Origin of the sequence: Kocuria subflava, assembly GCF_012163155.1 — a bacterium.
Lineage (GTDB): Bacteria > Actinomycetota > Actinomycetes > Actinomycetales > Micrococcaceae > Kocuria > Kocuria subflava.
Genome location: NZ_JAAVUN010000020.1, coordinates 14,666 through 41,277 on the forward strand (window position 1 = coordinate 14,666; position 26,612 = coordinate 41,277).

23 protein-coding genes and 1 pseudogene are annotated in these 26,612 nt (G+C 65.4%); 14 read left to right on the forward strand and 10 right to left on the reverse strand.

The features are described from left to right. The first annotated feature begins 31 nt into the window (after nt 1-31). The 4 genes from GTW58_RS10085 to GTW58_RS10100 all read left to right on the forward strand — a co-directional run bounded on the left by GTW58_RS10085 (nt 32) and on the right by GTW58_RS10100 (nt 3,763). Complete coding sequence (locus tag GTW58_RS10085) at nt 32-931, forward strand: ArgP/LysG family DNA-binding transcriptional regulator (RefSeq protein ID WP_119933371.1); 900 nt, start codon at nt 32-34, stop codon at nt 929-931. A 62-nt stretch (nt 932-993) separates the two neighbouring features. Further along, nucleotides 994-1,854: a sulfurtransferase gene (locus tag GTW58_RS10090; RefSeq protein ID WP_119933350.1), complete on the forward strand. Its 861-nt coding sequence runs from the start codon at nt 994-996 to the stop codon at nt 1,852-1,854. Then, a complete protein-coding gene (locus tag GTW58_RS10095; RefSeq protein ID WP_052209795.1) occupies nt 1,851-2,801 on the forward strand; it encodes an alpha/beta hydrolase family protein in 951 nt (316 codons plus the stop codon). The genes GTW58_RS10090 and GTW58_RS10095 overlap by 4 nt, the downstream gene beginning before the upstream one ends. Continuing rightward, complete coding sequence (locus tag GTW58_RS10100) at nt 2,801-3,763, forward strand: alpha/beta hydrolase family protein (protein ID WP_119933351.1); 963 nt, start codon at nt 2,801-2,803, stop codon at nt 3,761-3,763. Before GTW58_RS10095 ends, GTW58_RS10100 begins: the two co-directional genes overlap by 1 nt. An 84-nt stretch (nt 3,764-3,847) precedes the next feature. Here GTW58_RS10100 and GTW58_RS10105 read toward each other — a convergent pair whose 3' ends face one another. Genes GTW58_RS10105 through GTW58_RS10115 form a run of 3 tightly spaced genes read right to left on the reverse strand, consistent with a single transcriptional unit; the run spans nt 3,848 to nt 5,707 of the window. After that, complete coding sequence (locus GTW58_RS10105; RefSeq protein ID WP_119933352.1) at nt 3,848-4,552, reverse strand: hypothetical protein; 705 nt, start codon at nt 4,550-4,552, stop codon at nt 3,848-3,850. Continuing rightward, on the reverse strand, nt 4,549-5,232 hold the full coding sequence (locus GTW58_RS10110; RefSeq protein ID WP_157980524.1) for an alpha/beta hydrolase-fold protein: 684 nt from the start codon (nt 5,230-5,232) through the stop codon (nt 4,549-4,551). The genes GTW58_RS10105 and GTW58_RS10110 overlap by 4 nt, the downstream gene beginning before the upstream one ends. Continuing rightward, nucleotides 5,153-5,707 (reverse strand): hypothetical protein, encoded by a 555-nt coding sequence (locus tag GTW58_RS10115; protein WP_119933354.1) that lies wholly within the window; start codon nt 5,705-5,707, stop codon nt 5,153-5,155. Before GTW58_RS10115 ends, GTW58_RS10110 begins: the two co-directional genes overlap by 80 nt. 285 nt (nt 5,708-5,992) lie before the next feature. On the opposite strand from GTW58_RS10115, the gene GTW58_RS15020 reads away from it, so the two are divergent. The 4 genes and pseudogenes from GTW58_RS15020 to GTW58_RS10140 all read left to right on the forward strand — a co-directional run bounded on the left by GTW58_RS15020 (nt 5,993) and on the right by GTW58_RS10140 (nt 12,051). Further along, entirely contained in the window at nt 5,993-7,240 is a 1,248-nt protein-coding gene (locus GTW58_RS15020) for a phosphatidylglycerol lysyltransferase domain-containing protein (RefSeq protein WP_157980525.1), read from the forward strand. A 163-nt stretch (nt 7,241-7,403) separates the two neighbouring features. Further along, nucleotides 7,404-9,389: pseudogene (gene lysX / locus GTW58_RS14670) on the forward strand (bifunctional lysylphosphatidylglycerol synthetase/lysine--tRNA ligase LysX). A gap of 125 nt (nt 9,390-9,514) precedes the next feature. Continuing rightward, on the forward strand, nt 9,515-10,975 hold the full coding sequence (locus GTW58_RS10135; RefSeq protein WP_232818088.1) for an MFS transporter: 1,461 nt from the start codon (nt 9,515-9,517) through the stop codon (nt 10,973-10,975). A gap of 41 nt (nt 10,976-11,016) precedes the next feature. Next, complete coding sequence (locus GTW58_RS10140) at nt 11,017-12,051, forward strand: alpha/beta hydrolase family protein (protein WP_119933359.1); 1,035 nt, start codon at nt 11,017-11,019, stop codon at nt 12,049-12,051. A 32-nt stretch (nt 12,052-12,083) separates the two neighbouring features. Here GTW58_RS10140 and GTW58_RS15025 read toward each other — a convergent pair whose 3' ends face one another. The 3 genes from GTW58_RS15025 to GTW58_RS10155 are packed head-to-tail and all read right to left on the reverse strand — an operon-like array spanning nt 12,084 to nt 14,579. Next, the gene (locus GTW58_RS15025) at nt 12,084-12,749 is read right to left on the reverse strand and encodes an alpha/beta hydrolase family protein (RefSeq protein WP_342453310.1); all 666 of its coding nucleotides are present in this window, start codon (nt 12,747-12,749) and stop codon (nt 12,084-12,086) included. Continuing rightward, nucleotides 12,712-13,098 carry a twin-arginine translocation signal domain-containing protein gene (locus GTW58_RS10150; RefSeq protein ID WP_119933361.1) on the reverse strand — a complete coding sequence of 129 codons (387 nt, stop codon included), beginning with the start codon at nt 13,096-13,098 and terminating at the stop codon, nt 12,712-12,714. Before GTW58_RS10150 ends, GTW58_RS15025 begins: the two co-directional genes overlap by 38 nt. 41 nt (nt 13,099-13,139) lie before the next feature. Continuing rightward, nucleotides 13,140-14,579 carry a sugar porter family MFS transporter gene (locus GTW58_RS10155; protein ID WP_119933372.1) on the reverse strand — a complete coding sequence of 480 codons (1,440 nt, stop codon included), beginning with the start codon at nt 14,577-14,579 and terminating at the stop codon, nt 13,140-13,142. Nucleotides 14,580-15,072: 493 nt separating this feature from the next. Here GTW58_RS10155 and GTW58_RS10160 point away from each other — a divergent pair, with 493 nt between their 5' ends. After that, entirely contained in the window at nt 15,073-16,593 is a 1,521-nt protein-coding gene (locus GTW58_RS10160) for a hypothetical protein (RefSeq protein ID WP_157980528.1), read from the forward strand. Nucleotides 16,594-16,682: 89 nt separating this feature from the next. Further along, nucleotides 16,683-17,555: a hypothetical protein gene (locus GTW58_RS10165; RefSeq protein WP_052209495.1), complete on the forward strand. Its 873-nt coding sequence runs from the start codon at nt 16,683-16,685 to the stop codon at nt 17,553-17,555. A 95-nt stretch (nt 17,556-17,650) separates the two neighbouring features. On the opposite strand, the gene GTW58_RS10170 is transcribed toward GTW58_RS10165, so the two are convergent. The 3 genes from GTW58_RS10170 to GTW58_RS10180 all read right to left on the reverse strand — a co-directional run bounded on the left by GTW58_RS10170 (nt 17,651) and on the right by GTW58_RS10180 (nt 21,909). After that, nucleotides 17,651-19,987, reverse strand: coding sequence for an MMPL family transporter (locus tag GTW58_RS10170; protein WP_119933363.1), 2,337 nt, complete (start codon nt 19,985-19,987; stop codon nt 17,651-17,653). Nucleotides 19,988-20,142: 155 nt separating this feature from the next. Further along, complete coding sequence (locus tag GTW58_RS10175) at nt 20,143-20,970, reverse strand: aldo/keto reductase (protein ID WP_047689882.1); 828 nt, start codon at nt 20,968-20,970, stop codon at nt 20,143-20,145. Between the two features lie 174 nt (nt 20,971-21,144). After that, entirely contained in the window at nt 21,145-21,909 is a 765-nt protein-coding gene (locus GTW58_RS10180; RefSeq protein WP_047689879.1) for an SIR2 family NAD-dependent protein deacylase, read from the reverse strand. 89 nt (nt 21,910-21,998) lie between these two features. On the opposite strand from GTW58_RS10180, the gene GTW58_RS10185 reads away from it, so the two are divergent. Continuing rightward, nucleotides 21,999-22,511, forward strand: coding sequence for a hypothetical protein (locus GTW58_RS10185; RefSeq protein WP_047689875.1), 513 nt, complete (start codon nt 21,999-22,001; stop codon nt 22,509-22,511). Further along, a complete protein-coding gene (locus GTW58_RS10190; protein WP_119933364.1) occupies nt 22,511-23,176 on the forward strand; it encodes an MOSC domain-containing protein in 666 nt (221 codons plus the stop codon). Before GTW58_RS10185 ends, GTW58_RS10190 begins: the two co-directional genes overlap by 1 nt. An 18-nt stretch (nt 23,177-23,194) precedes the next feature. Here GTW58_RS10190 and GTW58_RS10195 read toward each other — a convergent pair whose 3' ends face one another. Beyond that, nucleotides 23,195-23,950, reverse strand: coding sequence for a hypothetical protein (locus tag GTW58_RS10195; RefSeq protein WP_047689870.1), 756 nt, complete (start codon nt 23,948-23,950; stop codon nt 23,195-23,197). Nucleotides 23,951-24,136: 186 nt separating this feature from the next. Here GTW58_RS10195 and GTW58_RS10200 point away from each other — a divergent pair, with 186 nt between their 5' ends. Further along, nucleotides 24,137-24,610, forward strand: coding sequence for a MarR family winged helix-turn-helix transcriptional regulator (locus tag GTW58_RS10200; RefSeq protein WP_119933365.1), 474 nt, complete (start codon nt 24,137-24,139; stop codon nt 24,608-24,610). 96 nt (nt 24,611-24,706) lie between these two features. Continuing rightward, nucleotides 24,707-26,569, forward strand: a complete 1,863-nt coding sequence (locus tag GTW58_RS10205) for an ABC transporter ATP-binding protein (RefSeq protein ID WP_047689865.1) — start codon at nt 24,707-24,709, stop codon at nt 26,567-26,569. Nucleotides 26,570-26,612 lie beyond the last annotated feature (43 nt).

Here is a 26,612-nt window from a genome sequence, read left to right on the forward strand (position 1 = left end):
CCAGGCAACACGGAGGGAGTTCACGGTGGACATGGAACAACTGCGCACCCTGGCCGCGGTGGTGGACCTGGGGACTTTTGACCGCGCGGCTGCCCAGTTGCACATCACGGCACCCGCGGTGAGCCAGCGCATCAAGGCGCTGGAGGCCCAGACCGGTCACGTCCTGGTGCAGCGGGTGGTGCCCGTGCAGTTGACGGAGCCGGGTCAAGAAGTCCTGCGATTGGCCCGGCAGGTCCTGGCTCTGCACGCAGACACCTTGGAGCACTTGGGAGTCACGGAGGGCGGTGACGACCCGCAGACCGCCCCGTGGCAATTGCCCGTGGCGGTGAATGCGGACTCCCTGGCCACCTGGTTCCGCCCGGTCATGGCCCAGTTGGGTGGACCGTCCACCGTGACCGGCCGGCCACCAGTGCTGATGCGCTTGAGCGTGGAGGACCAGGACCATTCCCGCAAGCTGCTCCAGGCAGGGGCAGTGGCTGCGGCCATCACGACCTCGGAGCGCACCGTGACCGGATGCCGCAGCATCCCACTGGGCCGGATGGTCTACGAGCCCTGCATCAGCCCGGTCCTGCTGGAGAGTTTGGGCTCCCACATGGATTCGAGCCGCACGCCTGTGGTGGTGTTCAACCACAAGGACGACCTCCAGGACTCCCAACTGCGCAATGTTCCCGGCGGCAGCAACGCACCCCAACACCGGGTGCCGTCCTCAGAAGCATTCATCCGCGCGGTGGCTGACGGCCTGGGCTGGGGCATGGTCCCGCAACTGCAGATGGCCGATTCACCGTTTGCCGCAGTGGATTCCGCATTCGCCCGCGTGCCCGGGCTGACGGATGAAACCGTGACGTTGTACCTGCAACGCTGGAAAACCCCGTTGCCCGCCCTGGACCGGCTGGAGCACAGCATCCGGGAACATGCACGGCAACACCTCTGAGAACCCACCACCGCAGCAATGGCGCATGGCACCAGACCTGTGCTGATGGAATGATCGGTGCCATGACCACCGTCTCTGAGCACACCACGTCCCTGGATCTTCCGGCCGGTCCCACCGTTGACGTCAACTGGTTGGCCGCCAATCTGGACCGTGTGGTGGTGGTTGACGCCTCCGCCATGGACCACCGCGGAGCGGACACAGGGATCCCTGGCGCTCGCCGATTCGACCTTGACGGGGAGATGTCCGCAGACGCGCAGCTGCCCCACACCATGCCGGCCGCCGGTGACTTTGCGCAGCGGCTCGGGGCCTTGGGCATCGGCCAGGACTCCGTGGTGGTGGCATATGACCGTGCCGGAATGTTTTCCTCCGCCCGTGCCTGGTGGATGCTGCGGGCCGCCGGAGTGGGATTTCCGTACGTCCTGGACGGTGGTCTCCCCGCGTGGTTGGCCGCCGGTCACCCGGAGGGGCCACTGGATCTGACACCTCAGTCCGTGCCGGCACCGGTTGTCTCCATTGCCGACGGCGCATTCATTGACGACGCCGAGGTGGCGGCCCGGCTGCAGAACCCCACGGACGTCGTCGTTGATGTGCGCAGTGCCGGCCGGTTCCAGGGCACGGCACCTGAGCCCCGGGAGGGAATGCGCGGTGGGCACATGCCTGGTTCGGTCAACGTGCCGTTCACGGATCTGGCGCCGGACGGGCACCTGCTGAGCCGCGAAGAGCTCCAGGGCAAGTTCACGGAGGCCGGGGCCAACCGTGAGCGCATGGCCTTCAGCTGCGGTTCCGGGATCACAGCCTGTGTGGGCGCACTGGCCGCTGTGGTGGCAGGGGCCAAGGACGTCACGGTCTACGACGGCTCATGGTCTGACTGGGGGCGTGAGGACCGCGATCCCGCTCAGCGCCCCGTGATCACCGGCCCATGACAGTCACACGCCGAAACCTCCTGCGGGGTGCGGGCAGCCTTGTGGTGGGCGGGGCCGTGGCACTGACGGTGACCACCCCGGTGCCCAGCAGAAGTGCCGTGGCGCGTGTGGTGGCCGGCCACCGGCGTGCAGGGGAACCCGTGGATCGGGGTCGGGTGACCTGGGGCCAGGACGATCAACGTCAGACGGGATGGCTTTTTGTACCGGACCCTGCTGCCTGGTCCGGTGGGTCCTTGACCCCCACCTACCCGGTGGCCGTGGTGATCCACGGAGGATCGTGGAGTGACACCTCAGACCCCAGCTACATGGCTGATATTGCCATTGACCTTGCGCGCTATGGCCTGGCCGTGTGGGTCCCCACCTACCGCGGGCTGCAAGGTCCCGGTGGCTGGCCGGAGACGTTCCAGGACGTCTCCGATGCCGTGGACTACGTACCGCAACTGGCCGATCTTGGGCGCTTCACCCCGGATCTGGAGCAGGTTCACCTGCTGGGACACAGTGCCGGGGGTCATTTGGCCACGTGGGCGGCCACTCGTAACAAGCTGCCCAGCGGTGCCCCGGGGGCGGATCCCGGCATCAACGCCCGCAGCGTGACCTCCATGGCGGGACTCTACGACCTTGCCCTGGCGGAGGAACTGGATGGTGGAAACCTTGTGCGCGACCTGATGGGTGGGGTCACACCGCAGGAGGATCCACAGCGTTACGACTGGGCCTCCCCCGCCGACCGCCTACCCCTGGAGATCCCGGTCAATGCCCTGCACGGTTCAGCCGATGAGGTCATACCGCTGGAAGCGGTCCAAGGCTTCTTGGACGACTTGGAGGCCACGGGAAACCCCGGAATGGTGGAGGTGCTGCCAGGGATCGGCCACGACGACTGGTCTGACGTCCTGGGGGAACCGTGGGCGCAGGCACGCATGGCTTTCCTGGACTGTGTGGGCAACCGCTGATGAGGCTGACGCGGCGCACCCTGATCACACTCGGCGCCCTGGTGGGCCTGGCCGGAACCGGGTTGGCCGGCAGCTCGGTCATGGGCACCGGTTCCGCCAATGCCCGTGTGGTGGCCGGGCGTCCGCGCGCCGGTACGCCCGCTGAAACCTGGATCCAATGGGGTGCGGACCCAGAACGTCAGACCGGGCAGCTGTTCCTGCCGGACCCACAGCATTGGAGTGGTGCAGATCCGCAACCCACCTACCCCGTGATCATGTTCATCCACGGCGGAGGATGGACGGACAAGTCAGGGCCCCTTTACTGTGAGGCCGCCGCCCGTGACCTTGCCCGTTACGGGGTGGCGGTGTGGCTACCCACCTACCGCGGGATCCCGTCACCGGGTGGTTGGCCCATGACCTTCCAGGACGTCTCCGATGCCCTGGACCATGTGGCCAGGCTGGGGGAACACGCAGATTTCCGCCCTGACCTGGACCGGGTGCATCTGACGGGCCACAGTGCCGGTGGGCACCTGGCCGCCTGGGTGGCGGCCCGTGACCAGCTTCCCGCCTCCATGCCTGGTGGCCGCAACACGCACGACGACGCCCGCCTGAGTGTCCGCAGCACCACCCCGTTGGCGGGGGTCCTGGACTTTGAGAAAGCCGTGAACGAGGACAACGACCAATGGGTGGTGGACGTGATGGGTGGTCGTCCGGAGGAGCTACCCGAGCTTTACAGGGCACTGTCACCGATTGACCGGTTGCCCATGGACATCCCGGTCAACGTGCTGCACGGCAAGGCAGACACAGTGGTGCCGGTTTCCACGCTGCGGGACTACATCAGCAAGCACGCAAACACTGGCAACGCAGGACGAGTGGTGCTGATGGACGGGGTGGAGCACAACGACTGGGTGGACATCCATCACCGCGCATGGGCCGTGGCCCGTGAGGTGTGCCTGGCCAGTGTGGGCACGGGCAACCGCTGAGTGTGAAAGCCGGTGACAGTTTGGTACGCCATCACGTGCTGATGGCGTACCAAGCTGACGTGGGCTTGCGGCAGTTGTGGAACCTCACGGGTTCCACAGGAAATGCCCGAACAACAGCCGGTCGAGTGCATCCACGGCCAGCACCAGGGCAGCAGCCAGGATCAACGCGGTGGCCAGGGCACTGGCTGTCGGAGCTGCCCGCAGCCACCCGGCACGCATGATCTCAGCCAGGCGGCGGTAGCGTCCCAGACCCACCGCCGCGGCCAGGATCACCAGCGGAAACTGGGAGAGTGCGGCCCAGATCAACCACCCGGCCACATTCAGGGCCAGAGGCGCATGACCGGCCTGGACCACCTGCACGTCAAAGGCAGGATCGCCCACCACAACAGCCACGAACCCCAGGCCGATCACCGCAAGACCTCGGTTCATGCCGCCCTCGGTCTCAGAGGTTTCCTGGGGGAGTTGACCACGGGCACGACGTCGGCGGTGTGACTTACGCAGCCGCAACAGGCCCCAGGCCAGGATCACTGCGGCCAGCGCCAGCTCGATCCAGGCGGCCAGGTCCCCGGAGCGGGCCAGATGGAGCCAGTGGACGTCTCGGATCCGTGGCCCGAGCACTCCGGAGAGCAGCAAACCCCACAGGGCGGTGCCACCCACCACGATCCCGGTGAACGTGAGCACGGAGCGTCGCCGTACTCCGGCCCCCAATGCTCCCAGTGCGATCAGGAACGTGGCGGGATCAAAACCCGCCAGACCAGCTGCGGCACTGGCCGGCAGGAAGGAGGTCACGCGGACTCAGGGGCGAACCAGGGGGAGACCTGCCCCAACCAGGCCAAGGAGTCCTGCTGGGGTTGAATCCACACCGGGGTGCGGTGCCCACCGGTCTGGGAGAAACTGGTCACCAGGGAGGTGGGGGCGGCCACGGACGGCTTGAATTTGTTCAAAGCATCCACGGCGGGCTGGTCCTGACCGGCGGCAAAAGCCCACAGGCCGATGTCAGGCTTCTGCTCCTGAGCCACCTTGTCCAGCTGGTACTTGGGATCCTTGGGATCGTCCTGCTGCTGGTCCTTGGAGTATTCGGGGGCAAAATACCCGGCCAGGGAAATGCCCCAGCCGTACTGGTCCGGGTGGCGCATGGAAACCATGGCTGAGCACCAACCGCCGGCACTGTAACCGGTGGTGGCCCAGGCTTTGCGGTCGCTGATGGTGCGCAAATTGGTGGTGATCCAGCTGCGCAGGTCCGTGGTGATCCAGGTTTCCCACTGTCCGGACTTGCCATCCACGCACTCGGTGTCAGCGTTGTTGGGGAACACCTGGGGGAAGACCATGATGGGGGCCTGCATGGCGTTGTTCTTCACGTCGTGCATGACCAGTTCATTGATCTTCATCTCATCCCGGTAGGTGCTGGTGGATCCCGGCACTCCGGGGAACCCCACCACCACCGGATAGGAACGGTCCGGTGTTTCCACGTATTTGGGGGGCAACCCACACCAGAGCATCCACTGTCAGTTGGGTTTTGCTGCCTGAGGTGGGGGAGATCTTCACGGACAACCACTGCCCGGAATCATCCTGGGAATTCACGGTCCCCAGTGCCGGGTTGGATTGGGGATTGCGCTGGAGATTGGTCAGATTCCCTCCGGTCTTTTCCTGGAAATTGGCGCTTTGGGCCAGCGTTGCCCCGTAATCATTGGAGGTGATGTGGCCGATGTCGTTGTTGGCCCACAGATCACCCCACGCCCCGTACCAGTTGTTGTCCCGGTTCAGGTACAGGAAGACGGTGGACAGGGCCAGGAACATCACCAGCATCAGCACCACAGCTTGCTCCAGGTACTTGCGAATGCCGGGACCACGTCTGCGGGGCAGCACCAGCAATGCCACCAGGAGAAACACCCCAAACAGCACCGCAGAGGTGATCAGAATTGGCAACCCGGTGATGGTGAACATGAGGTCCTAGATGTCTGGGGGGCTGGATGGTCCCGGAGTGAAAGCAAGCAGCGGCCCGGCACGTTTGCCGATCGGCCCCCAAAATTATGTACCCAGTTTGCCGGGGTTGGTTGACGCTCGGCAACAAACCAGGCACCTCCAGGTACTACGGAGCACTTGATCTGCGAACTTCCGGAAAGCGTCTCGGGTTTTCTCGGTTTCCGCGGATAGGACAATATTGACCAGTGTTTGTGAACCCACAAACACCTGCTTGGGCATCAAGGCACCCTGATCGGAAGGACTCCCGTGCCACTTGCGTCCCGACCCAAATCCCCAGGTGGGTACGACCCTGCGGGGGAACGCCTGGCGCGTGTTCTGACATGGGTCTGGACCCTTGCCGCCGTGGTGGCCGTGGCGCTGTGGATCCTGCGCATCACAGGACCCCTGACCGTGGTGCCGGTGATTGTGTTCGGAGCTCTCAACATTCCGGTCACACCGTCCCTGGTGTCCGTGATCCTGGTGGCCCTGGTGGCTGCCGCCCTGATGCGACGCATGCGCCTGGCTCTGGTGGCTGTGATGGTCTTCAGCGTGTTCGGCACGACCGTGTCCTTGCTGATCCTGACGGACAACTGGATCTGGAACGCCAGTACCCACGGCATGTTCCCGTACGCCGTGCACATGATCATTGAGGCCACCGGCATTGTGGTGGGTGGTCTGACCCTGGTGGCAGCCGTCCGCTCCTGGAAGGCCTTCCCCGCGCGCACAAGACCCGGGGCCATCTGGGTGGCTGCCGTGATCGGTACGGCAGGGTTGGCCGTGGCGCTGGTGCTCACACAGGCCTTGATCGTGGCCACCACACAAGCCGGATGGACGCAGTTCAATGAGCTGGGGCGGGTCTTCTGGGCGGCCATGGGGTCGCATCAGGGAGGGTGGCGCCACATCGACGCCGTCCCACCTTGGGTGCAGGAGATCATTGCCATCTTGTTGGCCCTGGTACTGGTGATCACCGTATGGACTCTGTTGCGTGCAGGCCGACGTTCTGCGCAGTGGACCGGTGACGGTGAGATCAAGCTCCGTGAACTGCTGGCCGGGCACGGAGATCTGGACTCCTTGGGATGGTTTGCCACCCGCCGGGACAAGGAGGCTGTGTTTTCCCCGGACGGGCGTGCCGCGGTGACGTTTCGGACCATCGGCTCCGTGAGCCTGGCCTCAGGGGACCCTGTGGGTGATCATGCTGCGTGGCCCCATGCCATTGCCGAGTGGAAGGCCCACGCCCGGACCTACGGATATCTGCTGGGTGTGGTTTCAGCCAGTGAAGCCGGTGCACGCGCTTACGCCAACCGGGACGCCGAAGGTGCGGGTCTGGCGGTGACCTCTATGGAGGATGAAGCCGTGCTGCACGCGGACCGTTTCACCCTGGGTTCAACGGACATGACGGAAGTGCGCCGGGCCGTGCGGCGTGCTCGCCGGGATGGCTTGACAGCCACCGTGGAGCACCATCGGGACCTGGAATCTGGCGAACTGGCGCACCTTGGTGTGTTGGCGGACCGCTAGCGTGGCGGGGAACCTGACCGTGGGTTCTCCATGGCGCTGAACAGGTGGGGAGACCCGGGGGACGGGCGCTGCGTCGTCGTCGTGGCCCGTGATGCCGGTGGGGAGCCGGTGGGGGTTGTTGTCCTCTGTGCCGTGGGGGCGGCGCGGGCTGTCTCTGGACGTGATGCGGCGCAGCCCGCAGGCCCCCAACGGAGTTTCCGAGTTCATGATTGCGGAGCTCATGCGCCAGGCCGAGCAGCTGGGCGTGTCCAAGGTGTCCCTGAACTTTGCCATGTTCCGCAGTGTGTTTGCGGATGCGGACCGCCTGGGTGCCGGGGTGATGACCCGGTTCAACTCCGGGCTGCTGGGGTGGGTGGACAGGTTCTTCCAGATGGAGAAGCTCTACCGGTTCAATGACAAGTTCCGCCCGGACTGGGTGCCCCGTTATGCCGTGTACGAGAACCTGTTGACACTGCCCTGCGTGGCGCTGGCTGCGGGTGTGGCCGAAGGATTCGTGCCGAGCCTGTGGCCGGCCGGAGCCCGTGGCGTCCACGGCCATGACGGCCACCGGCTCACAGCGCAGCAGCAGGAACAAGTGCGCCTGATCGAGCAGCGTGCCCTGGACCCACAGGCTGACCACGAGCTGCTGAACGAACTCGGACCCCGCCGCACCCCGGAGGAGCTGCACCGCAGGGAGCACGCCCAGGCGCTGGCCCAGGCCGGTGCGCCGCCGTGGCCGGTGGGTCTGTTGGAGGTCCAACCGTTGTCCGTGGCGCAGGACGCGCTGGGGGGTCCGGGCAGGCAGTTGCGGTTTTCCGGCCGTGTTCGCAGCCGCCGTGATCACGGCGGGGTCCAGTTCCTGACGTTGACCGAGGCCGGTCAGCAACTCCAGGTGGTCATGGAGCGTGAGGCCATGGGGGAGCACCACTTCAACCTGCTCACCCACGCCCTGGATCTGGGGGACATTGTTGTGGTGGACGGCGTGGTGGGGCATTCCCGCAACGGCACGCCGTCAGTGATGGCTCACGGCGTGACCGTGGCCGCAAAGTCCCTGCGACCCGTCCCGTTCACCGGCTTTGAGGACCCCGAATCCCGGTTGCGGCACCGCTCCATGGATCTGGTGGTCCACCCGGACCGGCTCGAGTTGCTGCATCAACGCACCACCGTGATTCAAACCGTGCGCCAGTTCCCGCTGGATGCCGGACTGCGGGAGGTGGAGACCCCTGTGCTCAACACGGTGCACGGTGGGGCGTCGGTCCGCCCGTTCCGCACCTGGATCAACGCCTACGGCATGGGCCTGAGCTTGCGGATCGCGCCCGAGCTCTACCTCAAGTGACTCCTGGTGGGTGGTTACGGGCCGTTGTTCGAGGTGGCCCGCAACTTCCGCAACGAGGGTGCCGATGCCACCCTTAACCCCGAGTTCACGGCCCTGGAGGCCTACATTCCGTGGGCGGACTACACCACCATGCGGCATCTGACGGAGGCCATGGTCAAGGCCGCCGCCACCGCCCTCTACGGTCGCCCCGAACTGCCCCTGGTGGACGTTCACGCCTCCTCCGGACAGGCTTCTGCCGGACACGACGACGACGCCCCACGCACCATCGACATCTCCGGCACCTGGCGGGTGCGTACCGTCACAGAAGCTGTGTCCGAGGCCGTGGGGCAGGAAGTCTCCGTGGACACGGACATTGACGTTCTTCTGAACCTGGCCCGCCAGCACAACGTGCCCGTGGGCCCGGGCATGGGCGCCGGGGCCGTGCTGGAGGAGCTCTATGGGGAACTGGTGGAGCCCAACACCTTGGAACCCACCTTCTACTGTGACTTCCCGGAGGAAACCTCCCCGCTGACCGCTCCTCACCGCACCAAACCCGGGCTGGTGGAGCGCTGGGACCTGGTGGTGGGCGGCATGGAGCTCGGCACGGCCTATTCGGAGATGACCGACCCCGTGGAGCAGCGGCGCAGGATCACCCAACAGTCCCTCAAGGCAGCCGCGGGGGACCCGGAGGCCATGGAGATCGACCACGATTTCCTCAACGCCCTGGAACTCGGCATGCCACCCACAGGTGGTCTGGGGATCGGCTTGGATCGGTTGGTCATGGTGCTCACGGGCACCACCATTCGCGATGTCCTGGCCTTCCCGTTCGTGCGCCCGGAGCAACCCCGTAGCTGATGGCAACCCTGTAGCTGCAAGCAACCCTGCGGTTAAGAGCAATGGCGCAGCTGAGGGCAACGGCCCGCGGTGTGAGCTTCAACGGTTTGCGTGGGTGCTGTGTCTGACCCATAGACTGCCTAGCCGTGAGTCACGGAAAACGCAGGATCTCAGCAGCGGGGGCAGCAACTGCTCGTGCTGCCGGGCGCGCCGTGGCTCCCTTTTCTCACGCCGGGTATCCGCGGCTGGCCCTGGCCATGTTGGCCATGGTGTTGGGCCAGGGGACCTGGGCCGTCACCATCATTTTCCAAGTCATGGCCAACGACGGCGGCCCCGCCGCCCTGTCCGGTGTCACTGCTGTGGGCGCTGGTGGTCTGGTGGTGTTTGCCCTGGTGGGCGGGGTGGCAGCGGACAGTCTGCCACCACATCGTGTGCTCTTGGCGGTGTGCGCAACCAACACGGTGGTGGTCTGCCTGGTGACCTATCTCAGTGCCACCCAACAGTTGGCGCTGTGGCAGTTGGCGGCTGCCGCGTTCATCATTTTTGCCGGGGTGGGCATGTTCTACCCGTCCTATTCAGCCTCCCTGCCCCGGTTGTTGCCCGCGGAGAAACTGCTGGCCGCCAACGGGGTGGAAGGATCCGCGCGTCCCCTGCTGCAAACGGCTGCCGGGCCCGCCATGGCAGGCCTGTTGGTGGCCGCCTGGGGTCCATGGGCCGGATTCGCCGCCGTGGCACTGTGCGGGGTGTTCTCCGTGGCCGCCCTTCTGGGGCTCGAGGTGCCGTCCCTGGAGCAGGTGGAGAAACGGCGTCGAACTGAAGTTGCTGAAGCCGGGGAAGCTGCTGATGCGGACAAGGCGCCCCACACCGATTCCACGGAACCGCCTGTTCACACCGGGCCCATCAACATCACGGGAATCGGCGTGGAGGTGGCCGGCTCCGGTGCTCCGGTGGAGCCTGCGGCAGCACCCCGGGGACCGTTCGCCAAGGTGGTGGCCGACCTGATGGAGGGTGTGCACTACACGGTGCGCACACCCTGGTTGCTGGGCACCTTGGTGTTTGCGGTGGTGGCCATCTTCTTCTTCCTGGGTCCTCTGGAAGTTCTGCTGCCGTTTGTGGTTCGGGACAATTTTGGGGCCGGTGAAGCGGAGTTCGGTTTGCTGCTGGCCGTCACCGGTGTCTCCTCCGCCATCGGAGCCATGATCACTGCCGGATTGTCCTACCCGCGGCGGTATCTGACGTTGATCGTGCTGGTCTGGGGTTTCGGCACCCTGCCGCTGGCGATCGTGGGCTACACCCACTCCTGGGCCGTCATGGTGGTCATCCTGGTGATTGTGGGCGCATCCGATGGCATCGGCCAGGTGCTGTGGGGGACCCTGCTGCAGCGGCGCGTTCCCGGCCGGATGTTGGGCCGGGTCTCCAGCTTGGACTTTTTCGTCTCCCTGTTGTTGCTGCCGGTCTCCATGGCCTTGGTCGGCCCCCTGGCCACGGTCATGCCCATCCCGGTCATTTTTGTGATCGCGGCCATAGTTCCAGCGGTCGCCGCCGTCATGGTGTGGTGGATTGCGGGCATGGCTAGGGATGAAGTGGACAATCCCCTGCGCAGCTGAGGACACTGGGGTTCCCCAAGTCACCAAAGCCAGGTACGTGAATGTCCCCTCGTGCGCCCCGCACCGTCTCCCCGCCCAACAACCCGTCTTCGCATGCCTTCCGACGCCGTGACCTGCTCAGCGGGGTGGGAATGGCCGCCAGCATGGCGCTGGTGGGTTGTGGTTCCCCCGCAGCGGATGGCCAGGAGACAGCGGAGTCACCCACGGCGTCGTCGTCACCCAAACCCACGGTTCAGCCCACTGACCCGCCGCTGAAGATCCAAACGGGGACCAGGTACGACGTCGCTGAGGCAGTCATGCTGCCCTACGGCCAGGACGCTGCTCGGCAGTACGGCGAACTGTACGTGCCGCAGGAGCTGCCCAAGAACGTCAAAGTTCCCGTGGTCATGCTGCTGCACGGGGGCAGTTGGAAGAACAGTTCCACGCTGAACTACATGCGCGCGATCGCACGGAACATGGCCTCCTACGGGGTGGTCGCCTGGAACGTCGAGTACCGCGGGATCGGCGGCGGGGGAGGGTGGCCCAACACGTTCACCGACGTCGCGGCAGCCATGGACCACGTACCGCGCCTGGCCCAACACATTGGGCGGGAGATTGATCGCAAACGGTTCGTTCTCAGCGGGCACAGTGCCGGTGGGCATCTGGCCGCATGGGCTGCCTCACGGCACGTCAGGGGCTCCCAGCAACCCGGCGGCTGGCCCGTGCTGCGTCCATCAGCTTGTGTGGCTTTCGCCGGGGTGTATGACCTGGTCTACGCGCAACAGAGCGGGCACCGTCAAATGGTCAATCTGATGGGTGGCACACCGGCTCAGGTTCCCGTGAACTACGACCTTGCATCCCCGATCGACAACATTCCGGACCAGGTCAAGTTCACCTGCTGCCACGGCACCACGGATTCCGTGGTCCCCATTGCCCAGACGTACAACTACGCCGCCATGGGGAAGAGCAAGGGGAACCCTGCGGAGACACTGATTCTGCTGGACACGGATCATCTTGCGTGGACCAAACCGGAGACCTACGCCTATGCGGTGGGTCAGCAGAAATTGCTGGACGCCGTCATGACGGCGGGTGCCTGAGCACCGCGCTCAGGTCGCGGGGTGGAGAGCGGTCACTGTCCTGCCATGGTGGCCAGGATGCGGTCATGGGCCACCTGCCACGGGTGGGACTTCTCCGTGGTCCAGGAGTTGTGGGAGGCATCCGGGAGAATGACGCCCTCGGCATTGTCGCCGGCACTTTGAGCGGCACTCAGATAAGTCTGCGCCTGCGCCACCGGCACCACGGAATCGTTCTGCCCGTGGAAACACACAAAGTGATGGTGCGTGGGCAGGTGCTTGATCGGGGAGGCCATGGCGTAGCGGTCCGGGTAGGTCTCCGGCTCCCCGCCCATCAGCGGAATCATGTACCGGTCCTTGTTGTCCTCCGCCAGAGTGAGGTCATAAACCCCGGCCATGGGGAAACATGCCTTGACGCCCAGCGCCGGGGCCCCGCCGGGTTCTCCAGTGTTGTTGGTGCCCCGGGAGGCCGCCCACGCCGCCAAGTTGCCGCCTGCGCTGTGCCCCTGATGAAGAACCGCCCGGTGTCCACGGGGTTGCCGATCTTTTCCCCCAGGTGGGGACCAGGTCCATGGCGGCGGCGATGTCCTCGAAGGTCTGCGGCCAGCCACCGCCGCCGTCCACGCCCCGGTACTCCACGTTCCACGCAACAGCACCGTGCGCGGCCAAGGACTTTGACAGCGATTACATGTAGTTGAGATTGGAGGTGGCCATCCAGCCACCTCCGTGGATCATCATCACCACGGCCACCGGGGCTGATGTGGGCAGCGGTTGTGGGATCCACAGTTGCCCGTACTGGCGCTGTGACTCCGTGCCGTACTTGACCACAACGGGGTCCCCCACGGTGTACGTGTCCGTGGTGGCCACGGCAACGGGTTGAGGGGAGGGGGAGGATTGTCCGGGGGAGGCACCCGCGGCGCCGTCGGAGTTCGACGACGCACATGCACTCAAGGTGGCACCGGCTGCCGCACCCACGCCCAGCCCCAGGCCTTTGAGCAAGCCGCGCCGTGAAAACTGGCTCAGTGCCGGGGTTTCCAGGCAAGCCCCCATGCGGTCTGGATGCGAGGTCATGCGTCCATGGTAGAGGCTCCACCTGGTGCGTGATTCCCGGCTCAGTCGTGCATGTCCTCCAGCTCCACACCCTTGGTTTCTCGCACGGCCTTGACCACAAAGAACACGGAGACCAGGGCAAAGAACGCGTAGAGGCCGTAGGCGAACACCAGGGACGCTTCCGAGATGATGGGGAAGGTCACGGTCACCAACCAGTTGGCGATCCACTGGATGAAACCGGCCACGGCCAGGGCGGCGCCGCGGATCTTGTTGGGGAACATCTCCCCCAACAGGACCCACATCACGGGTCCCCAGGAGATACCGAAGAACACCACGTAGAGGTTGGCGGCAACCAGGGCGATCAACCCGGCGGTGTCACCCAGGACCGGCCCGGCATCAGTGACCGTGGCCGTGGCGAACACTGCAGCCATGGTGCCCAGGGTCAGTGCCATGCCGATGGAACCGATCAACAACAGGCGTTTGCGCCCGATCTTGTCCACCAGCAGGATCGCCACAATGGTCACCACCACGTTGGTCACGGAGGTGATGGTGGAAATGGTGAAGGCATCGCCTTCCTGGAACCCCACCGACTGCCAGAGCTGGTTGGAGTAGTAGAAGATCACGTTGATGCCCACCAGTTGCTGCAAGGCGGCCAGGCCGATGCCGATCCACACAATCGGTTTGAGCCCAAAAGCTTTGCCCGCAAGATCGGACAGGCGGGGGTTGTGCTCCTTGTCCAGGGTCCGCTCGATCACGGACATGCGGTGCTCCGCGGGGGCCTGCCCCTGGAGGCGGACCATCACCGTCATGGCCTCGTCCCGGCGTCCCTGTTGGACCAACCACCGGGGGGACTCGGGGATGGTGTAGGCGCCCACCAGGTAAATGATGGCCGGTACGGCTTCCAGCAGGAACATCCAGCGCCAGGCGTCCAGACCGAACAACCAGGAGGATTCGGCCGAACCGGCAAAACCAACGATGATGCGGTTGGTGATCTGGGAGGCAAAGATGCCCAGCACAATGCCCATCTGCTGCAGGGAGCCCAAGCGGCCACGGATGTCCGCCGGGGCGATTTCTGCAATGTAGGCCGGGGCAATGATGGAGGCCACACCCACACCCACACCGCCCACCACGCGCCAGAAGACCAACCAGTAGAAGCCACCCATGTCTGGGCCGAAGAATGGATCGATGGCGCAGAAGATGGAGGAGAGCAGGAACAGGATCGCGGCAATGCGCATCACGCGCACGCGCCCCAACTTGTCCGCCAGGCGCCCGCCCAAGGCCGCGCCGGCTGCCGCGCCCAACAGCGCGGAGGCCACGGCACTGCCCAGGGCGGTGGGGCCCACGCCAAAGTATTCCCGCATGGCGCCCGTGGCACCGTTGATGACCGCGGAGTCGTAACCGAACAGGAATCCGCCGATGGCTGCCACGATGGTGATACGAACCACCGCGCTGGTGTTGGCCGTGTGGCCTGCCACGGAGGTGGGGGAGGTGTAGGTGGACATGCGCTGCTCCTTGGCTGCCCGGGGCCGCGCCAAGTTCATGACGTGGATCACGGTCTGAGTGTCTCGCTAGGCTAAAGCGCAGCCTCCTGAGTGTCCACACGATGACGTCACGGTGACGCCGGGGTGAATCCGTCGGTCGGGCAACCACCGTTCAGTGGCCATCACCCTTGTGTTGTGAGGTGATGCGTCACTAAAATGGTGGACAGACAACATGTTGTTTCGGCAACCTGTCCCCCATCCCGGTGATTGACCGGATCCGTCACGGATGCTGATGCGGGATGAGAGTCGATCCGGTCAACATGGGGATTCGGGTCCGCTGGGAGCGGATTCATGGGGGTGCCACGGGGCTGTGGATGGATCTCACGCCACATCACGCGCCACCGGGGCATGAGCTTGAGGGGGCGATGTGAACGGCAACGGCCGGACGCGTGGGTTGATCAGGGGTCGCGGACGTCACCGTGATCCGCAGGCAACCACCATCTGGCGACCCCGCATGCCGGTTTCCTCCACAGGAGTTCCCGTTTACGTCACGGCGGCAGCCGGCGCCGTGGTGGCTGGCATGATCACAACCGTTGCCCCCAGCACCACCGCAGAAACCACGCGCACCGACCCTGTGGGTTCCCAGGACTCCTCTTCGCGGGACGCCCTGGTGGCCGCGCTTGGATCCACATCTCAACCCACCGTCACTGCGTGGCCGAGCACCGGCGTCACACAGGGGCAGAACCCTGCAGCTGGGGACAGCGGGTGGGTTGCTGCCCCGGCACCGCCTGAACCCGGCAAGGCCGGGACACGCACCTATGTGTTGCCCAGCCCCGCCGGAGTCCTGCGGGCCGGGTCTGCCGTTCGGCAGATGGGCCGCGGCGTGGGATCTGCATTCTCCAACCAGAGCAAGCCCGGATGGTCCGCCCACCCTGCGGTGCCGCTTGCAGGACCGGTACTTCCCGACGCCGTGGTGGTGGGAACTGTTCAGGTCGCCATGCCCTCGGGGGCTGTGGCCGCCTTCCAGGCCGGGCAGCTGGACCTGCCGCAGCTCGAGCTGGCCGGCATGGACCGGGCGGTGGCCTTTCCCCCGCTGCGGGATCCGGTGGCGGTGGTGGATCCCACGCGGTTGGTGGGTCAACCTCCGTTGGCCCCCTTGGCCGTCTCCAGCGCGACACCGGTGAGCCTTGCGGTGGGTGATCTGGTGGTGGTGCCTGCCACGGTGGTGGAGGTACCCCGCGTCCCCCTGCAGGTCCCGGGTGGTCTGGTGCCTGATCCAGCCACTTCGGATGTCACGTCTCCCACACCATCTGAGGATGGCGTGGTGCTTGCGCAGGAGTCATCGGTGGGAGGGACTGAACTCAGTACCGAGCTGCTGACGCCGCGGGCCATGCCGTTCTCTGCAGTGGCACAGGATGACCACGCATCCCCGGTGCTGGGTGAATTCCTGGTGGAGCCGCCGTCAGCGTTGCCTCAGTCCGACGTGCCCCCGCTCGGTGTGCCGCAGCCTGTCTTGCCGCAGCCCCAGGTGCTTCAATCCGTGGTCCCGCAACCGGAAGATCCGCAACCGGTGGAGTTTCCCCAGGCGCATGTTCCCCAGCCCCTGATTCCGCAGATGCCGAGCGCGCATTTCGAGACCCCGCAGCCGGAGAACTCGCAACCGGAGTTCTCCGAGCCGGTGGGGAACTCGACCATGCCGTGGCCCACCCATCCGGAGACGTCGTCGTTGGACCCGGATGAGCTCATCCTCAGCGACGGTCTCCAGTGGGTGCCTGCCCCGCAGCCCCCACCACAAGCCGAGCCCAGTGCCTGGGTGCCGTTGGATTCACGTCTGGCAGTCCCGGACGAATCAGCTGCCCCGGCACAGTCAGTCGTCCCGGCACCACCAGAAGCCCCGGCCGAACCTGCCGTCCCAACGGATCCTGCTTCCCTTGAGATCCCACAAGAAGCCACGTCAGAGACCGTGTCACCACCACATGTGGGCACCGGTGAGCCATCCGTGGAGCCCTCGGCCCAGCCTCCCGCCGGTGAGTGACCCTGGAAGCTGCCTGAAAATATTCCCGTTTGTTGTTCAACTTCGACGTGGCGTTTAGAGATTTTCGCAACTGATGCCACAATCGAAGAATGTCTTCCCCGGCGCAGAACACTTCCCCCTCGCCGGACCGCACGACGTGGCGACTGCCGCAGCTGGAGCACTGGGTCATCATCCCGCTGATTGTCATCCTGGCAATCGGAACGGTGGGACGGATCATCAGCTTCACCCCGCAGGTCGGTGCCGCTGAATCGCAGGTCCTCGCAGCACTCGAACCCGTGCGTTCTTCCATGATGTTGGCCGCTGCCAACTTTGTGCACGGCGCGTTCAGTGCACCCATGATTTTTGCCGTGATCGCCGCTTTGACCGCCTGGTTGGTGGTCATCCGCCGGTCCGCTCGGGATGCTGCCGGTTTTGCGGTGATCGCCGTCGTCGCTTCCACGGTGTGCTTCATGACCCAGCAGATCGTGTCCCGGCCGGCGCCGGTGATCCCGGGGGAAACGTTGACTGCTGCTGAGACGGCGTCGTCCATGCCCGCCGGTGCGGTGTGCGGCGCGGTGGTGATCACCTTGGCCCTGCTGGTGACTGCACGTCATCACGCCAAGGCCACTCTGCTGTTGGCCATTGGTGGCGGCGTGACGCTGCTGGTTGCCGCTGCCACATTGGTCGGTTCCTCGGCCTACCTGCTGGATGTTCTGGCCGCAGCACCCGTGGCTTGGGCAGGCATCGCGTTGGGGTGCGGTGTGGCCAACCGGGCCGTGCCCGCCATGGCGCAGACCTTCGGGTGGGACCTGAACCAGAGCGAACGCAAGCTCAACTACCGCAGCCCCGACCGCAGCGTGGCCTACGCGCAAACCCACCAGCCGGCGCCCCAGACCACCGCGGACCTTTCCGTCACCGCCAGGGATTACGACGACGGCCCCGTCACCGAGGAGATCCCCGTCATCCGGCACAACGCCGCCTGATCCCACCCTCATACGCCGAGTAGGCCTTTTGATCGCTGCTGACTGACCCAGGGGCGATCAAAAGGCCTACTCGGCGTATGAGGGGGAGGGGGGTCTCAGCGGTCGATCCTACGGTGGAAGGGCCACCAGATGATCCGGCCCATGTCGTAGGTCAGGGCCGGCACCAGCAGGGAGCGGACCAGCAACGCATCCAGCAGCACGCCAAAGGCCACGATGAACGCCAGCTGGACCATGAACACAATGGGGATCACGGCCAGGGCGGCAAAGGTGGCGGCCAACACCACACCCGCCGAGGTGATTACACCACCGGTGAGCACCAGGCCCCGCAGGATCCCGGCCCGTGTTCCGTGCTCCAAGGACTCTTCCCGCACCCGCGACATCAGGAAGATGTTGTAGTCGATGCCCAAGGCCACCAGGAACACGAAGGCGTACAGGGGTACGGAGGCGTCAGATCCGGGGAAGTTGAACACATGGTTGAACAGCAGTGCTGAAACACCCAGGGCGGAGGCAAAGGAGATCACCGTCAGGATGATCAGCAGTACCGGTGCCAGAACGGAGCGCAGCAACAGCATCAGGATGATGGTCACCACCACCAGGATGATGGGGATGATCAGGTTGCGGTCGTGGATGGAAGCGGCCTGGGTGTCCATGCTGCTGGCCGTTTCCCCGCCCACAATGATGCTGGAATCCACGTCCTTGAGCTCCGTGCGCAACTGAGTCACGGCTTCCTGGGCTTCATCCGCGTCAGGTGCCACCGTGGTGGTGATCTGAATCTGGACGTCACCGTCAGAAACTGTGGGCTCCACGCCGGCAAACGGGTTGGCGCCATCAGGTGCACCCTGGAACTGCTGCGCCTGCTCTTCAGCAGCAGTGCCCAGAGGCAGGGAGCCGGACGGCGAATCGTTGGCGGTCACCGCCACGGAGTCGGTCACCTCCAGCTCTTCGGCCCGTTCAGCCACCTGGTCCTGGGTGCCATCCGGTGCGATCACGGTGATGGGTGAGCCCGTGCCACCCGGGAAGTGCGCGGACAGGGCGTCCTGGCCATCGGAGGCAGGGGAGTCCCCGATCAAGGTTTCTGACTGCTTGAGGCCGGAGGCCTGCAGGGTTGGGGCAAAGGCCGCCATGGCCACCAGAGCAATGGTGGCAACAATCCACACCACCCGGAACCGGCGGGCCACAAACCGGCCGATGCCGGCCCACAGGCCCTTGCCCGTGACCGTGGGAAGGCCGTCCACACCACCGGGGTCCACCACGCGCACGGCGTCGGGCCGGTTGGGATCGTACTTGGGGCGCGAGGGCCAGAACCCTGCCCGCCCCAGTACGTAGAGCACGGCCGGGAGGAACGTCAGTGCCGCCAGCATGGAGAACGCAATGCCCGTGGCGGCCGCCGGTCCCAGCGCCTTGGTGGAGCCCAGGTCGGAGAACAGCAGGCACAACAACCCGGCGATCACGGTGGAGCCGGAGGCCAGGACCGGTTCAATGGTGCCGCGAATGGCAGTGCGGGTGGCGGTGGCCTTGCTGCGGTCCTCCCTCAACGCTTCCCGGTACCGGGCCGTGTAGAGCAGGCAGTAGTCCGTGGCGGCACCCACCACCAGGATGAACAGAATGCCCTGGACCTGGCCGTCAATCTGGATCAGCCCGGCCTGCGCCGTTAGGTAGACCACAATGATGGCTGCGCACAGGGCCGCCATGGCCGTGATCAGCACAATCACCGGCAGCAGCGGGGAGCGGTAGACGATCACCAGGATCACGAACACCACAGCCAGTGCCACCAGCAGCAAGATCCCGTCAATGCCCGCAAAGCCCTCGGCCAGCTCAGTGGCGAATCCCGCCGGGCCGGTGACGTACGTGTTCAGGCCCTCCGGTGCGGTGTCCTGCATTTCCGTACGGAGGTCGGAAACCTGCTCGTCATAGGTGTTCTCATTCATGGGGACAAAGACTTGCAGGGCCTTGCCGTCCTCGGACTCCACCGGCGGGGAGGCGGTCTCCTCCGCGAGTCCTGCATCCACCAGGGATTCGCTGAGGTTCTCAGCCCAGTCCCGGTCATCCTCCGTCAGACCGCCGTCGCGCTGCATCACGGCAACACCCGGGACAAAGGGGTCCTCCACAAAGTCGTCCGCCCGGTTGGAAACCTGGGTGGACTCCGCCGTCTCCGGCAGGAACGAGGACTGGCTGGACTCCACCACCTCGCTGATGCGGCCAAAGAACGGGCCACCCAAACCAATCACCACAACCCAGGCCAGCAAGGCGAAGGCGGGCAACAGGATGCGCAGCCACGTGGGGCCGCGCCGCCCGTTCTCCTGCTCCGGAGCTGCACGACGACGACCCGTGGAACTGCTGTCCCAGGGCAACTCCGTGTGCTCGGTGGCCGGTTCGTGCGGCGTCGTGGGCTCCGGTGTTGAAGCGGAGGAGGAGGTGGTGCTGGGTGCCATGAGGGGCGCTCCGATGTGGTGTGGGCCCCGGATGGCGGGTCCTGGAAATGGGATGCGGAGGGGGTGGTGCCGTGAAGACACCACCCCCGACAGCTTACGAGTGGTTCACGTTTCGTAGTACCGAAGCGTGAAAGACCCTGTCAGTGGACACCGACTCAGTTGAACTCCATGGGATCCGGGCCCAGGCGGCCGTTGTCACGCCCGAGCTCGGTCAGACGCTCCAACTGTTCCTCGTCCAGGGTCACCTGCAACGCACCCCAGTTCTCCCGGATGCGCTCCGGGGTGACGGACTTGGGGAACACGATGTTGCCGATGGCCAACTGCCACGCCAGCACGGTCTGAGCGGGGGTGGCACCCACTTCCTCAGCAATCTCCGTGACCGTGGGATCCGTGAGGACCTCCCCACCCTGGCCCAGCGGCGACCATGCCTCCGTGAGCACACCGTGGGAAGCATTGGCAGCGCGCAACTCCACCTGCGGGAAGTAGGGGTGCAGCTCGATCTGGTTGACGGCAGGGGTCACGCCGCTGTTCACCAGCTCCTCCACCAGGTGGGCCGGGAAGTTGGAGACTCCGATGGACCGGGCCCGCCCACTGTTGCGCAGTTCAACCAGGGCTTCCCAGCTGTCCCGGTAGAGACCGTTGGCGGGGCAGGGCCAGTGAATCAGGTAGAGGTCCACGTAATCGGTTCCCAGCCGCTGCAAGGACTGGTCCATGGCCTTCAAGGCGGAGTCGTAACCCTGGTCCTGGTTCCACAGCTTGGTGGTCAGGAAGATCTCCTGCCGGTCCAGGCCGGACTCAGCAAGAGCGCGACCCACGCCTTCCTCGTTGCCGTAGATCGCGGCGGTGTCAATGTGCCGGTACCCCGTTTCCAGAGCTGCGGCCACGGAAGCCTGCGCCACGTCCGGTTCCACCTGCCACGTGCCGAAACCCAGCTGGGGAATGGTGTGGTCATCGTTCATGGTCGAAACGGGTGAGGCGGTCATGAATGCTCCTATCAGGCGGCAGGTTGAGCCGCAGGTTGTGAACCTTGCACCCAGTCAACCGTTACCTGATGAGGTTCACAAGCTGGCTGGGTGTTCACGCAGCGGCAGCCGCCTCACACAGTGCGGCAACCGTCTCACACAGTGCAGCTACGGCCTCACAGTGCAGCTACGGCCTCACAGTGCGGCAACCATCCGGGGCAGTGCCTGGCCGGAGGGCAACCGCACCTCGTAATCGGCGTAGGCAGAGAACTCGGTGGGCTCCGGGTTGATCTCCACCACCGGAACCCCGAGTCCCAGGGCGGTCAGGGGGAGGGAGGCAGCCGGCTGCACGATTCCGGAGGTGCCCACCACCAGCACCAGATCAGCCCCGGCCATGGCTTCCTCGGCAGCTTGGAAGGCATCCATGGGAAGCGCCTCCCCGAACCACACCACACCGGGGCGGATCCGGGAGTCACACTCCAGGCATTCAGGTGGTGCCAGCGGCTGTGGGTCCGGGTCCACCGGCGCATCCAGACGCAACTGCGCAATCTGCCACTGATCCGCGGGCCGCCCACAGTGTTCACACCGGAAGTCGAACAGGGAGCCATGCAGGTGGGCCAACACCGGGGAACCAGCGCGCTCGTGGAGATCGTCCACGTTCTGGGTGCTGATGGTCACGGCGGCCCGCTGAGCCCAGGTGGTCAGGGCCACATGCCCCGGGTTGGGTTGAACGCCGCGCACCATGCGGGCGCGCTGGACGTACCAGGACCACACCACCTCTGGATCTGCCTCCCAAGCTTCCGGGGTGGCCAGCTCCTGCGGGGAGTAGCGTGCCCACAGCCCGGTCTCCGGGGTGCGGAAGGTGGGAACACCTGACTCCGCGGAAACACCGGCACCGGAGAGCACAGCCACCGTGCGTGCGGAGCGGGCAAGGTCAAGCACACGGTCATCCAGGGTCATGCCCTCCACGGTACTGCCCAGGGCGAACCTCCCGGCCAGTCACGGCCCTTCACCGGATCTGGTCCACATGGGTGTGGTGGAATGGATTCATGAAGTTCGACTTCCGCCGCCTGACCCCCGCACTGGTGACCTCACTTGCCCTGATCTTCTTTGCCCTGCTGTGTGCCAGCATCGGCTGGACGGTTTTTGCCTGGCTGGTGGGTCTGCTGGGCTTGGCACTGAACGTGGTGGGCATTGCGGTGGTTCAGATCGACGACGCCGCAGCCTCCTCCTCCGCCGTCGCTGAGCGCAACCGGGGCAAGGTTGGCGGCAAGCAGCCTGCTGCAGTGAGCGCTTCAGGTCATGCGGAGGCTGCCCCTGCACAAGGGCCGGTCAAGTCGAATCCCTTTGCTGACAAGGCCAAGAACGCCCGGGCTGCGTTGCGCAACTCGGCCTCGCGGGGTGGGCGCAGTTCTCAGGGCTCCGCCTCCACCGCGGCCGGCGGCAAAGACTCCGGGGCCTCCCGGCCTGTTGATTCCGCTGCCACCGATCCCACTGACTCAGATCAGTCGGGTGATTCCGTCAAGGTCAGCGATTCCCCCAAGATCACCAAGAGGCTCTGATGTCATCCGGCACGGTCATGAGCGTCAACACCGGCAGCAGGCAGCAGAATCCCGCGCCCAACAGTCTGGACACGGGCATTCACAAGGGGCCGGTGGACCACGCCGTGGAGATCCGTGACCCCGGAATGCGCGGGGATGGCCCCGGATCGGGTGTGATTGGCGACTACATCGGGGATGACCGCCACCACGGCGGTGAACACCAAGCCGTGTATGCCTTCGCTCGGGAAGAGTTGGACCACTGGGAATCGGAGCTGGGGCTCACCATCCCTCCCGGCACCTTTGGGGAGAACCTCACCATCGGTGATTACGACGTCGACTCCGCCCTGCTGGGGGAGATCTGGCGCATTGGGGAGGTCCGGTTGCAGGTCACGGGCGCTCGCACGCCATGCCGAACGTTTGCGGCCGTGATGCAACATCAGGGTTGGGTCAAGACCTTCACGCAGCGTGCCCGTACCGGCGCCTACCTGCGGGTTCTGGAGGCCGGTGAGGTCAAGGCCGGGATGGATCTGACCGTGGAGTTCCGCCCTGATCACGGGATCACCGTGTCCCAGTCCTTCCGTGCTGCCACCACGCAGCAGTCTTTGCTGCCGGAGATGGTGGCCGCGGAGCCCTATCTGCATCCGGAACTGCGGCGTCGGGTGGAACAGGCGCTGGCCCGGCCCTGAGGCTGGTTCAGGTCAAGGTCAGTTCAAGGCGGCTGCGCGGTAGATCTTCTGCACGGCTTCCGGCTCCAGGCGCGTCTCCACAGCCGTGGTGTTCTCCGGATCCCTACGCAGATAGCGCACCGGTCCGTGTTGGCCGGCTTCCAGTCGGAGGGCATCCACCGTGGCGTAGCGCTGGATCAGGGTGGCCGTGAAGCCCTTGCCCTGAACGGGGGAGACCGCCATGGTCAGTTCCACCTCAACGGTGGGCACGTCTGCGGGAAGGTCTTCTTCCTGGGAGGCGTGCACGTCACGGGAGACCAGCGGATCCGGCTCGGCATCAGGGCGTGGGCTGGCATCCTGGGCCAGATCAGTGTCTGAGCTGAGGTCGGCTGCAGCGTCGTCGTCGTTGGTGGAGTCCGGGAAGTGGATGCTGCGCACCACGCCGATCCCGTAACCCACCGAACCCACCAGGTGTGAGCCCAGGACCTGCCGGGCCTGGCCCATGACGGTCTTGACGCGGGAGACCCAAACCAGTGTGGCCACCACCAGAATTGCGGCGATCACCGCAAGCCACAGCCCTGAGCCTGTGGCACGCCACTGCATCCACGCCGGAATCAGTAAAATCACGGCGATCACAGGTGCCAGGACGATCCACACGTTGCCCTTGACGCCGCCGATTTGCCGGAGGGCTTGAGGGTCGGAGCGCAATTCGTCCATGACCTGCCGGTCGAAATCGCGTTCGGCCGTGCTGCCTTCCGGGGGCAGGGGTGTGGGCCAGGTTCCCTGATCGTCCATGGGCCACATTCTGGCAGAGATGCGCCACGCCGCGACACGCCGGAGCTGGCAATACCCGCGTGCGGTGTGCGCAGAATCGAGTTCCCCGCCAGGTAAGGGAAGTAGGCTGTCAATTGCTCCTGCAAGTACCGATGGGGGCCTTGGTTGACGTGTCGAACACAGATATTCGGCAGTATGATTACATTCATGTCAGAAACCCAGTGGCTGAGTCCAGAAGAGCGTGAGGCATGGTTGGGTCTCATCTCAGTCATGTTCAAAACGCCGGGAACCATTGAGCGCCAGCTCATCGAAGACTCATCATTGAGCTTTGCCGAATACCTTGTGCTGGCCATTCTTTCCGAGGCCCCCGACCGCAAGCGCCGGATGTCCGATCTGGCTGCTGCCACCTTCACCGCGCAGTCCCGCCTGTCCAGGATCGTGACCCGTTTGGAGGCGCGCGACCTGGTGGAGCGCTACGGCGACGGCGGTGACAAGCGTGTTGTGGTGGCCACCCTCACGGACGCCGGCATGGAGTGTGTTGAACAAGCGACACCGGCGCACGTGGCTCACGTCCGCAAGGTCATCTTTGACAAGCTCTCCGCCGAACAGGTGGGCCATCTGGCTGCAATCTGCCGGTCCCTGGCGGAGGCCACCACCTCAGGCGAGCCTCAAAACGGCTGAGTCCTGCCGTAATCATTCTCACCCCACTTCCTCCCCGGCCGACTGCGAAAGCGGGCTGATGACCCCTGTGGGCAGCCCTAGAGTGGCTGCGTGAGTATGCACAATTCCCCCATGGCGTTGCTCTACAACGCCACCCGGGGACAAGAATTCAAAGGCAGTCGAGTGTCCCGGGAAACCGTGGCGCGAATCTTCCGTTTTGCTGCCCCGCACCGGCGGATGATGTTGATTTTCCTGGTGGTCTCCATCGGGGTCTCCGGTCTGGGGGTGATCACCCCCATCCTGGCCGGTGACGTGGTCAACGCCATCACCGGTGGCGGGCCGGTGGATCTGGTGGTGTGGCTCGCGGTGCTCATTGCCGTCGTGGCCATTGCCACCGCGGGACTCGGGATTCTGAACCGCTGGTTGTCCTCCACCATTGGTGAGGGTTTGATCCTGGATCTGCGCACGGCGGTCTACAACCATGTGCAGACCTTGCCGATCGCCTTCTTCACGCGCACCCGGACCGGCGCTCTGGTCTCCAGGCTGAACAACGACGTCATCGGCGCTCAGCGAGCCTTTTCCAACACGCTCTCCGGTGTGGTCTCCAACCTGGTCTCCGTGCTGCTGACCATCGGTGTGATGCTCACCATCTCCTGGCAGGTCACGTTGTTGTCCCTGCTGCTCTTGCCCATCTTCCTGGTGCCTGCCCGCCTGGTGGGTGGTCGACTGGCCAATTTGCAGCGGGAAGCCGCCCAGTACAACGCGGACATGTCCACGCAGATGACCGAGCGGTTTTCCGCCGGTGGCGCCACCCTGGTCAAGCTCTTTGGTGACCCCCGCTCCGAGTCCGGCGAGTTCGCCTCCCGCGCCGGCCGGGTCAAGACCATCGGCGTGCGGGTGGCCATGCTCCAGGCCACTTTTGTCACGGCCTTGACCTTGGTGTCCGCACTCGCCCTGGCCCTGGTGTACGGCGTGGGTGGTGTGCAGGCGATCCTGGGCAACCTGGATGCCGGTCAGGTGGTCACCCTGGCCATGCTGCTCAGCCAGCTCTACACGCCGCTGACCATGCTGGCCAACGCCCGCCTGGACATCATGAGCGCCCTGGTCAGTTTTGAGCGTGTGTTCGAGGTCCTGGACCTCAAACCCCTGCTCACCGAACGCGCGGATCCCGCCCCGATTCCGGGCGGCCCGCTCTCCCTGCAGTTCGACGACGTCGCCTTCACCTACCCCTCAGCCGAAGACGTCTCCCTGGCCTCCCTGGAGGATGTTTCCGTGTTGGACAACCGCGCCAACGAGCAGGTTCTGCACGGAGTGGACTTCACCGTGGAGCCGGGTCAGACCGTGGCGCTGGTGGGATCCTCCGGTGCCGGCAAGTCCACCATCGCCTCCCTGGTGCCCAGGCTCTACGACGCCACCACCGGTGCCGTGCGCCTGGGTGGGGTGGATCTGCGGGACGTCTCCTTCGAGCAGCTGCGCCACACCGTGGGCATGGTCACCCAGGACGGGCACCTGTTCCACGAGTCCATCAGAGCCAACATGGCGCTGGTCAACCCGCAGGCCACCGACGACCACATGTGGTCCGCGTTGCGCCGCGCCCGCATGGACCACGTGGTGGGGGAGCTGCCGGATGGCCTGGACACCGTGATCGGTGAACGTGGCTACCGACTCTCCGGTGGTGAACGGCAGCGGTTGACCATCGCGCGTCTGCTGCTGGCAGCCCCGCGTGTGGTGATCCTGGACGAGGCCACCTCCGCGCTGGACTCCACCAACGAGGCCCATGTGCAAGCCGCCTTGGATGAGGCCATGAGTGGGCGCACCGCGCTGGTGATTGCCCACCGCCTGTCCACGGTGCGCAAGGCGGACCAGATCCTGGTGATTGAAGGTGGCCGGGTGGTGGAACGTGGCCCGCACGCCGAGCTGTTGGCCGCTGGCGGCCGTTACGCAGAGCTCTACCAGACGCAGTTCGCCGAGCAGGAGTGACTCACCCCTCCGTCCGAGCGTGACCTCCTCCCCAGCCCATGGG

Excerpts from the sequence above, each read along its gene's own strand:
- GTW58_RS10100 (WP_119933351.1), top strand. The coding sequence starts at position 2,801 with ATGAGGCTGACGCGGCGCACCCTGATCACACTCGGCGCCCTGGTGGGC.
- GTW58_RS10155 (WP_119933372.1), bottom strand. The coding sequence starts at position 14,579 with ATGTCCACCTACACCTCCCCCACCTCCGTGGCAGGCCACACGGCCAAC.
- GTW58_RS10175 (WP_047689882.1), bottom strand. The coding sequence starts at position 20,970 with ATGACCGCCTCACCCGTTTCGACCATGAACGATGACCACACCATTCCC.
- GTW58_RS10190 (WP_119933364.1), top strand. The coding sequence starts at position 22,511 with ATGTCATCCGGCACGGTCATGAGCGTCAACACCGGCAGCAGGCAGCAG.
- GTW58_RS10115 (WP_119933354.1), bottom strand. The coding sequence starts at position 5,707 with ATGTTCACCATCACCGGGTTGCCAATTCTGATCACCTCTGCGGTGCTG.
- GTW58_RS10085 (WP_119933371.1), top strand. The coding sequence starts at position 32 with ATGGAACAACTGCGCACCCTGGCCGCGGTGGTGGACCTGGGGACTTTT.
- GTW58_RS10160 (WP_157980528.1), top strand. The coding sequence starts at position 15,073 with ATGCCGGTTTCCTCCACAGGAGTTCCCGTTTACGTCACGGCGGCAGCC.
- GTW58_RS10165 (WP_052209495.1), top strand. The coding sequence starts at position 16,683 with ATGTCTTCCCCGGCGCAGAACACTTCCCCCTCGCCGGACCGCACGACG.
- GTW58_RS10180 (WP_047689879.1), bottom strand. The coding sequence starts at position 21,909 with ATGACCCTGGATGACCGTGTGCTTGACCTTGCCCGCTCCGCACGCACG.
- GTW58_RS10200 (WP_119933365.1), top strand. The coding sequence starts at position 24,137 with ATGTCAGAAACCCAGTGGCTGAGTCCAGAAGAGCGTGAGGCATGGTTG.
- GTW58_RS10150 (WP_119933361.1), bottom strand. The coding sequence starts at position 13,098 with ATGACCTCGCATCCAGACCGCATGGGGGCTTGCCTGGAAACCCCGGCA.
- GTW58_RS10205 (WP_047689865.1), top strand. The coding sequence starts at position 24,707 with ATGCACAATTCCCCCATGGCGTTGCTCTACAACGCCACCCGGGGACAA.
- GTW58_RS10185 (WP_047689875.1), top strand. The coding sequence starts at position 21,999 with ATGAAGTTCGACTTCCGCCGCCTGACCCCCGCACTGGTGACCTCACTT.
- GTW58_RS10090 (WP_119933350.1), top strand. The coding sequence starts at position 994 with ATGACCACCGTCTCTGAGCACACCACGTCCCTGGATCTTCCGGCCGGT.
- GTW58_RS10095 (WP_052209795.1), top strand. The coding sequence starts at position 1,851 with ATGACAGTCACACGCCGAAACCTCCTGCGGGGTGCGGGCAGCCTTGTG.
- GTW58_RS10195 (WP_047689870.1), bottom strand. The coding sequence starts at position 23,950 with ATGGACGATCAGGGAACCTGGCCCACACCCCTGCCCCCGGAAGGCAGC.
- GTW58_RS10140 (WP_119933359.1), top strand. The coding sequence starts at position 11,017 with ATGTCCCCTCGTGCGCCCCGCACCGTCTCCCCGCCCAACAACCCGTCT.
- GTW58_RS10170 (WP_119933363.1), bottom strand. The coding sequence starts at position 19,987 with ATGGCACCCAGCACCACCTCCTCCTCCGCTTCAACACCGGAGCCCACG.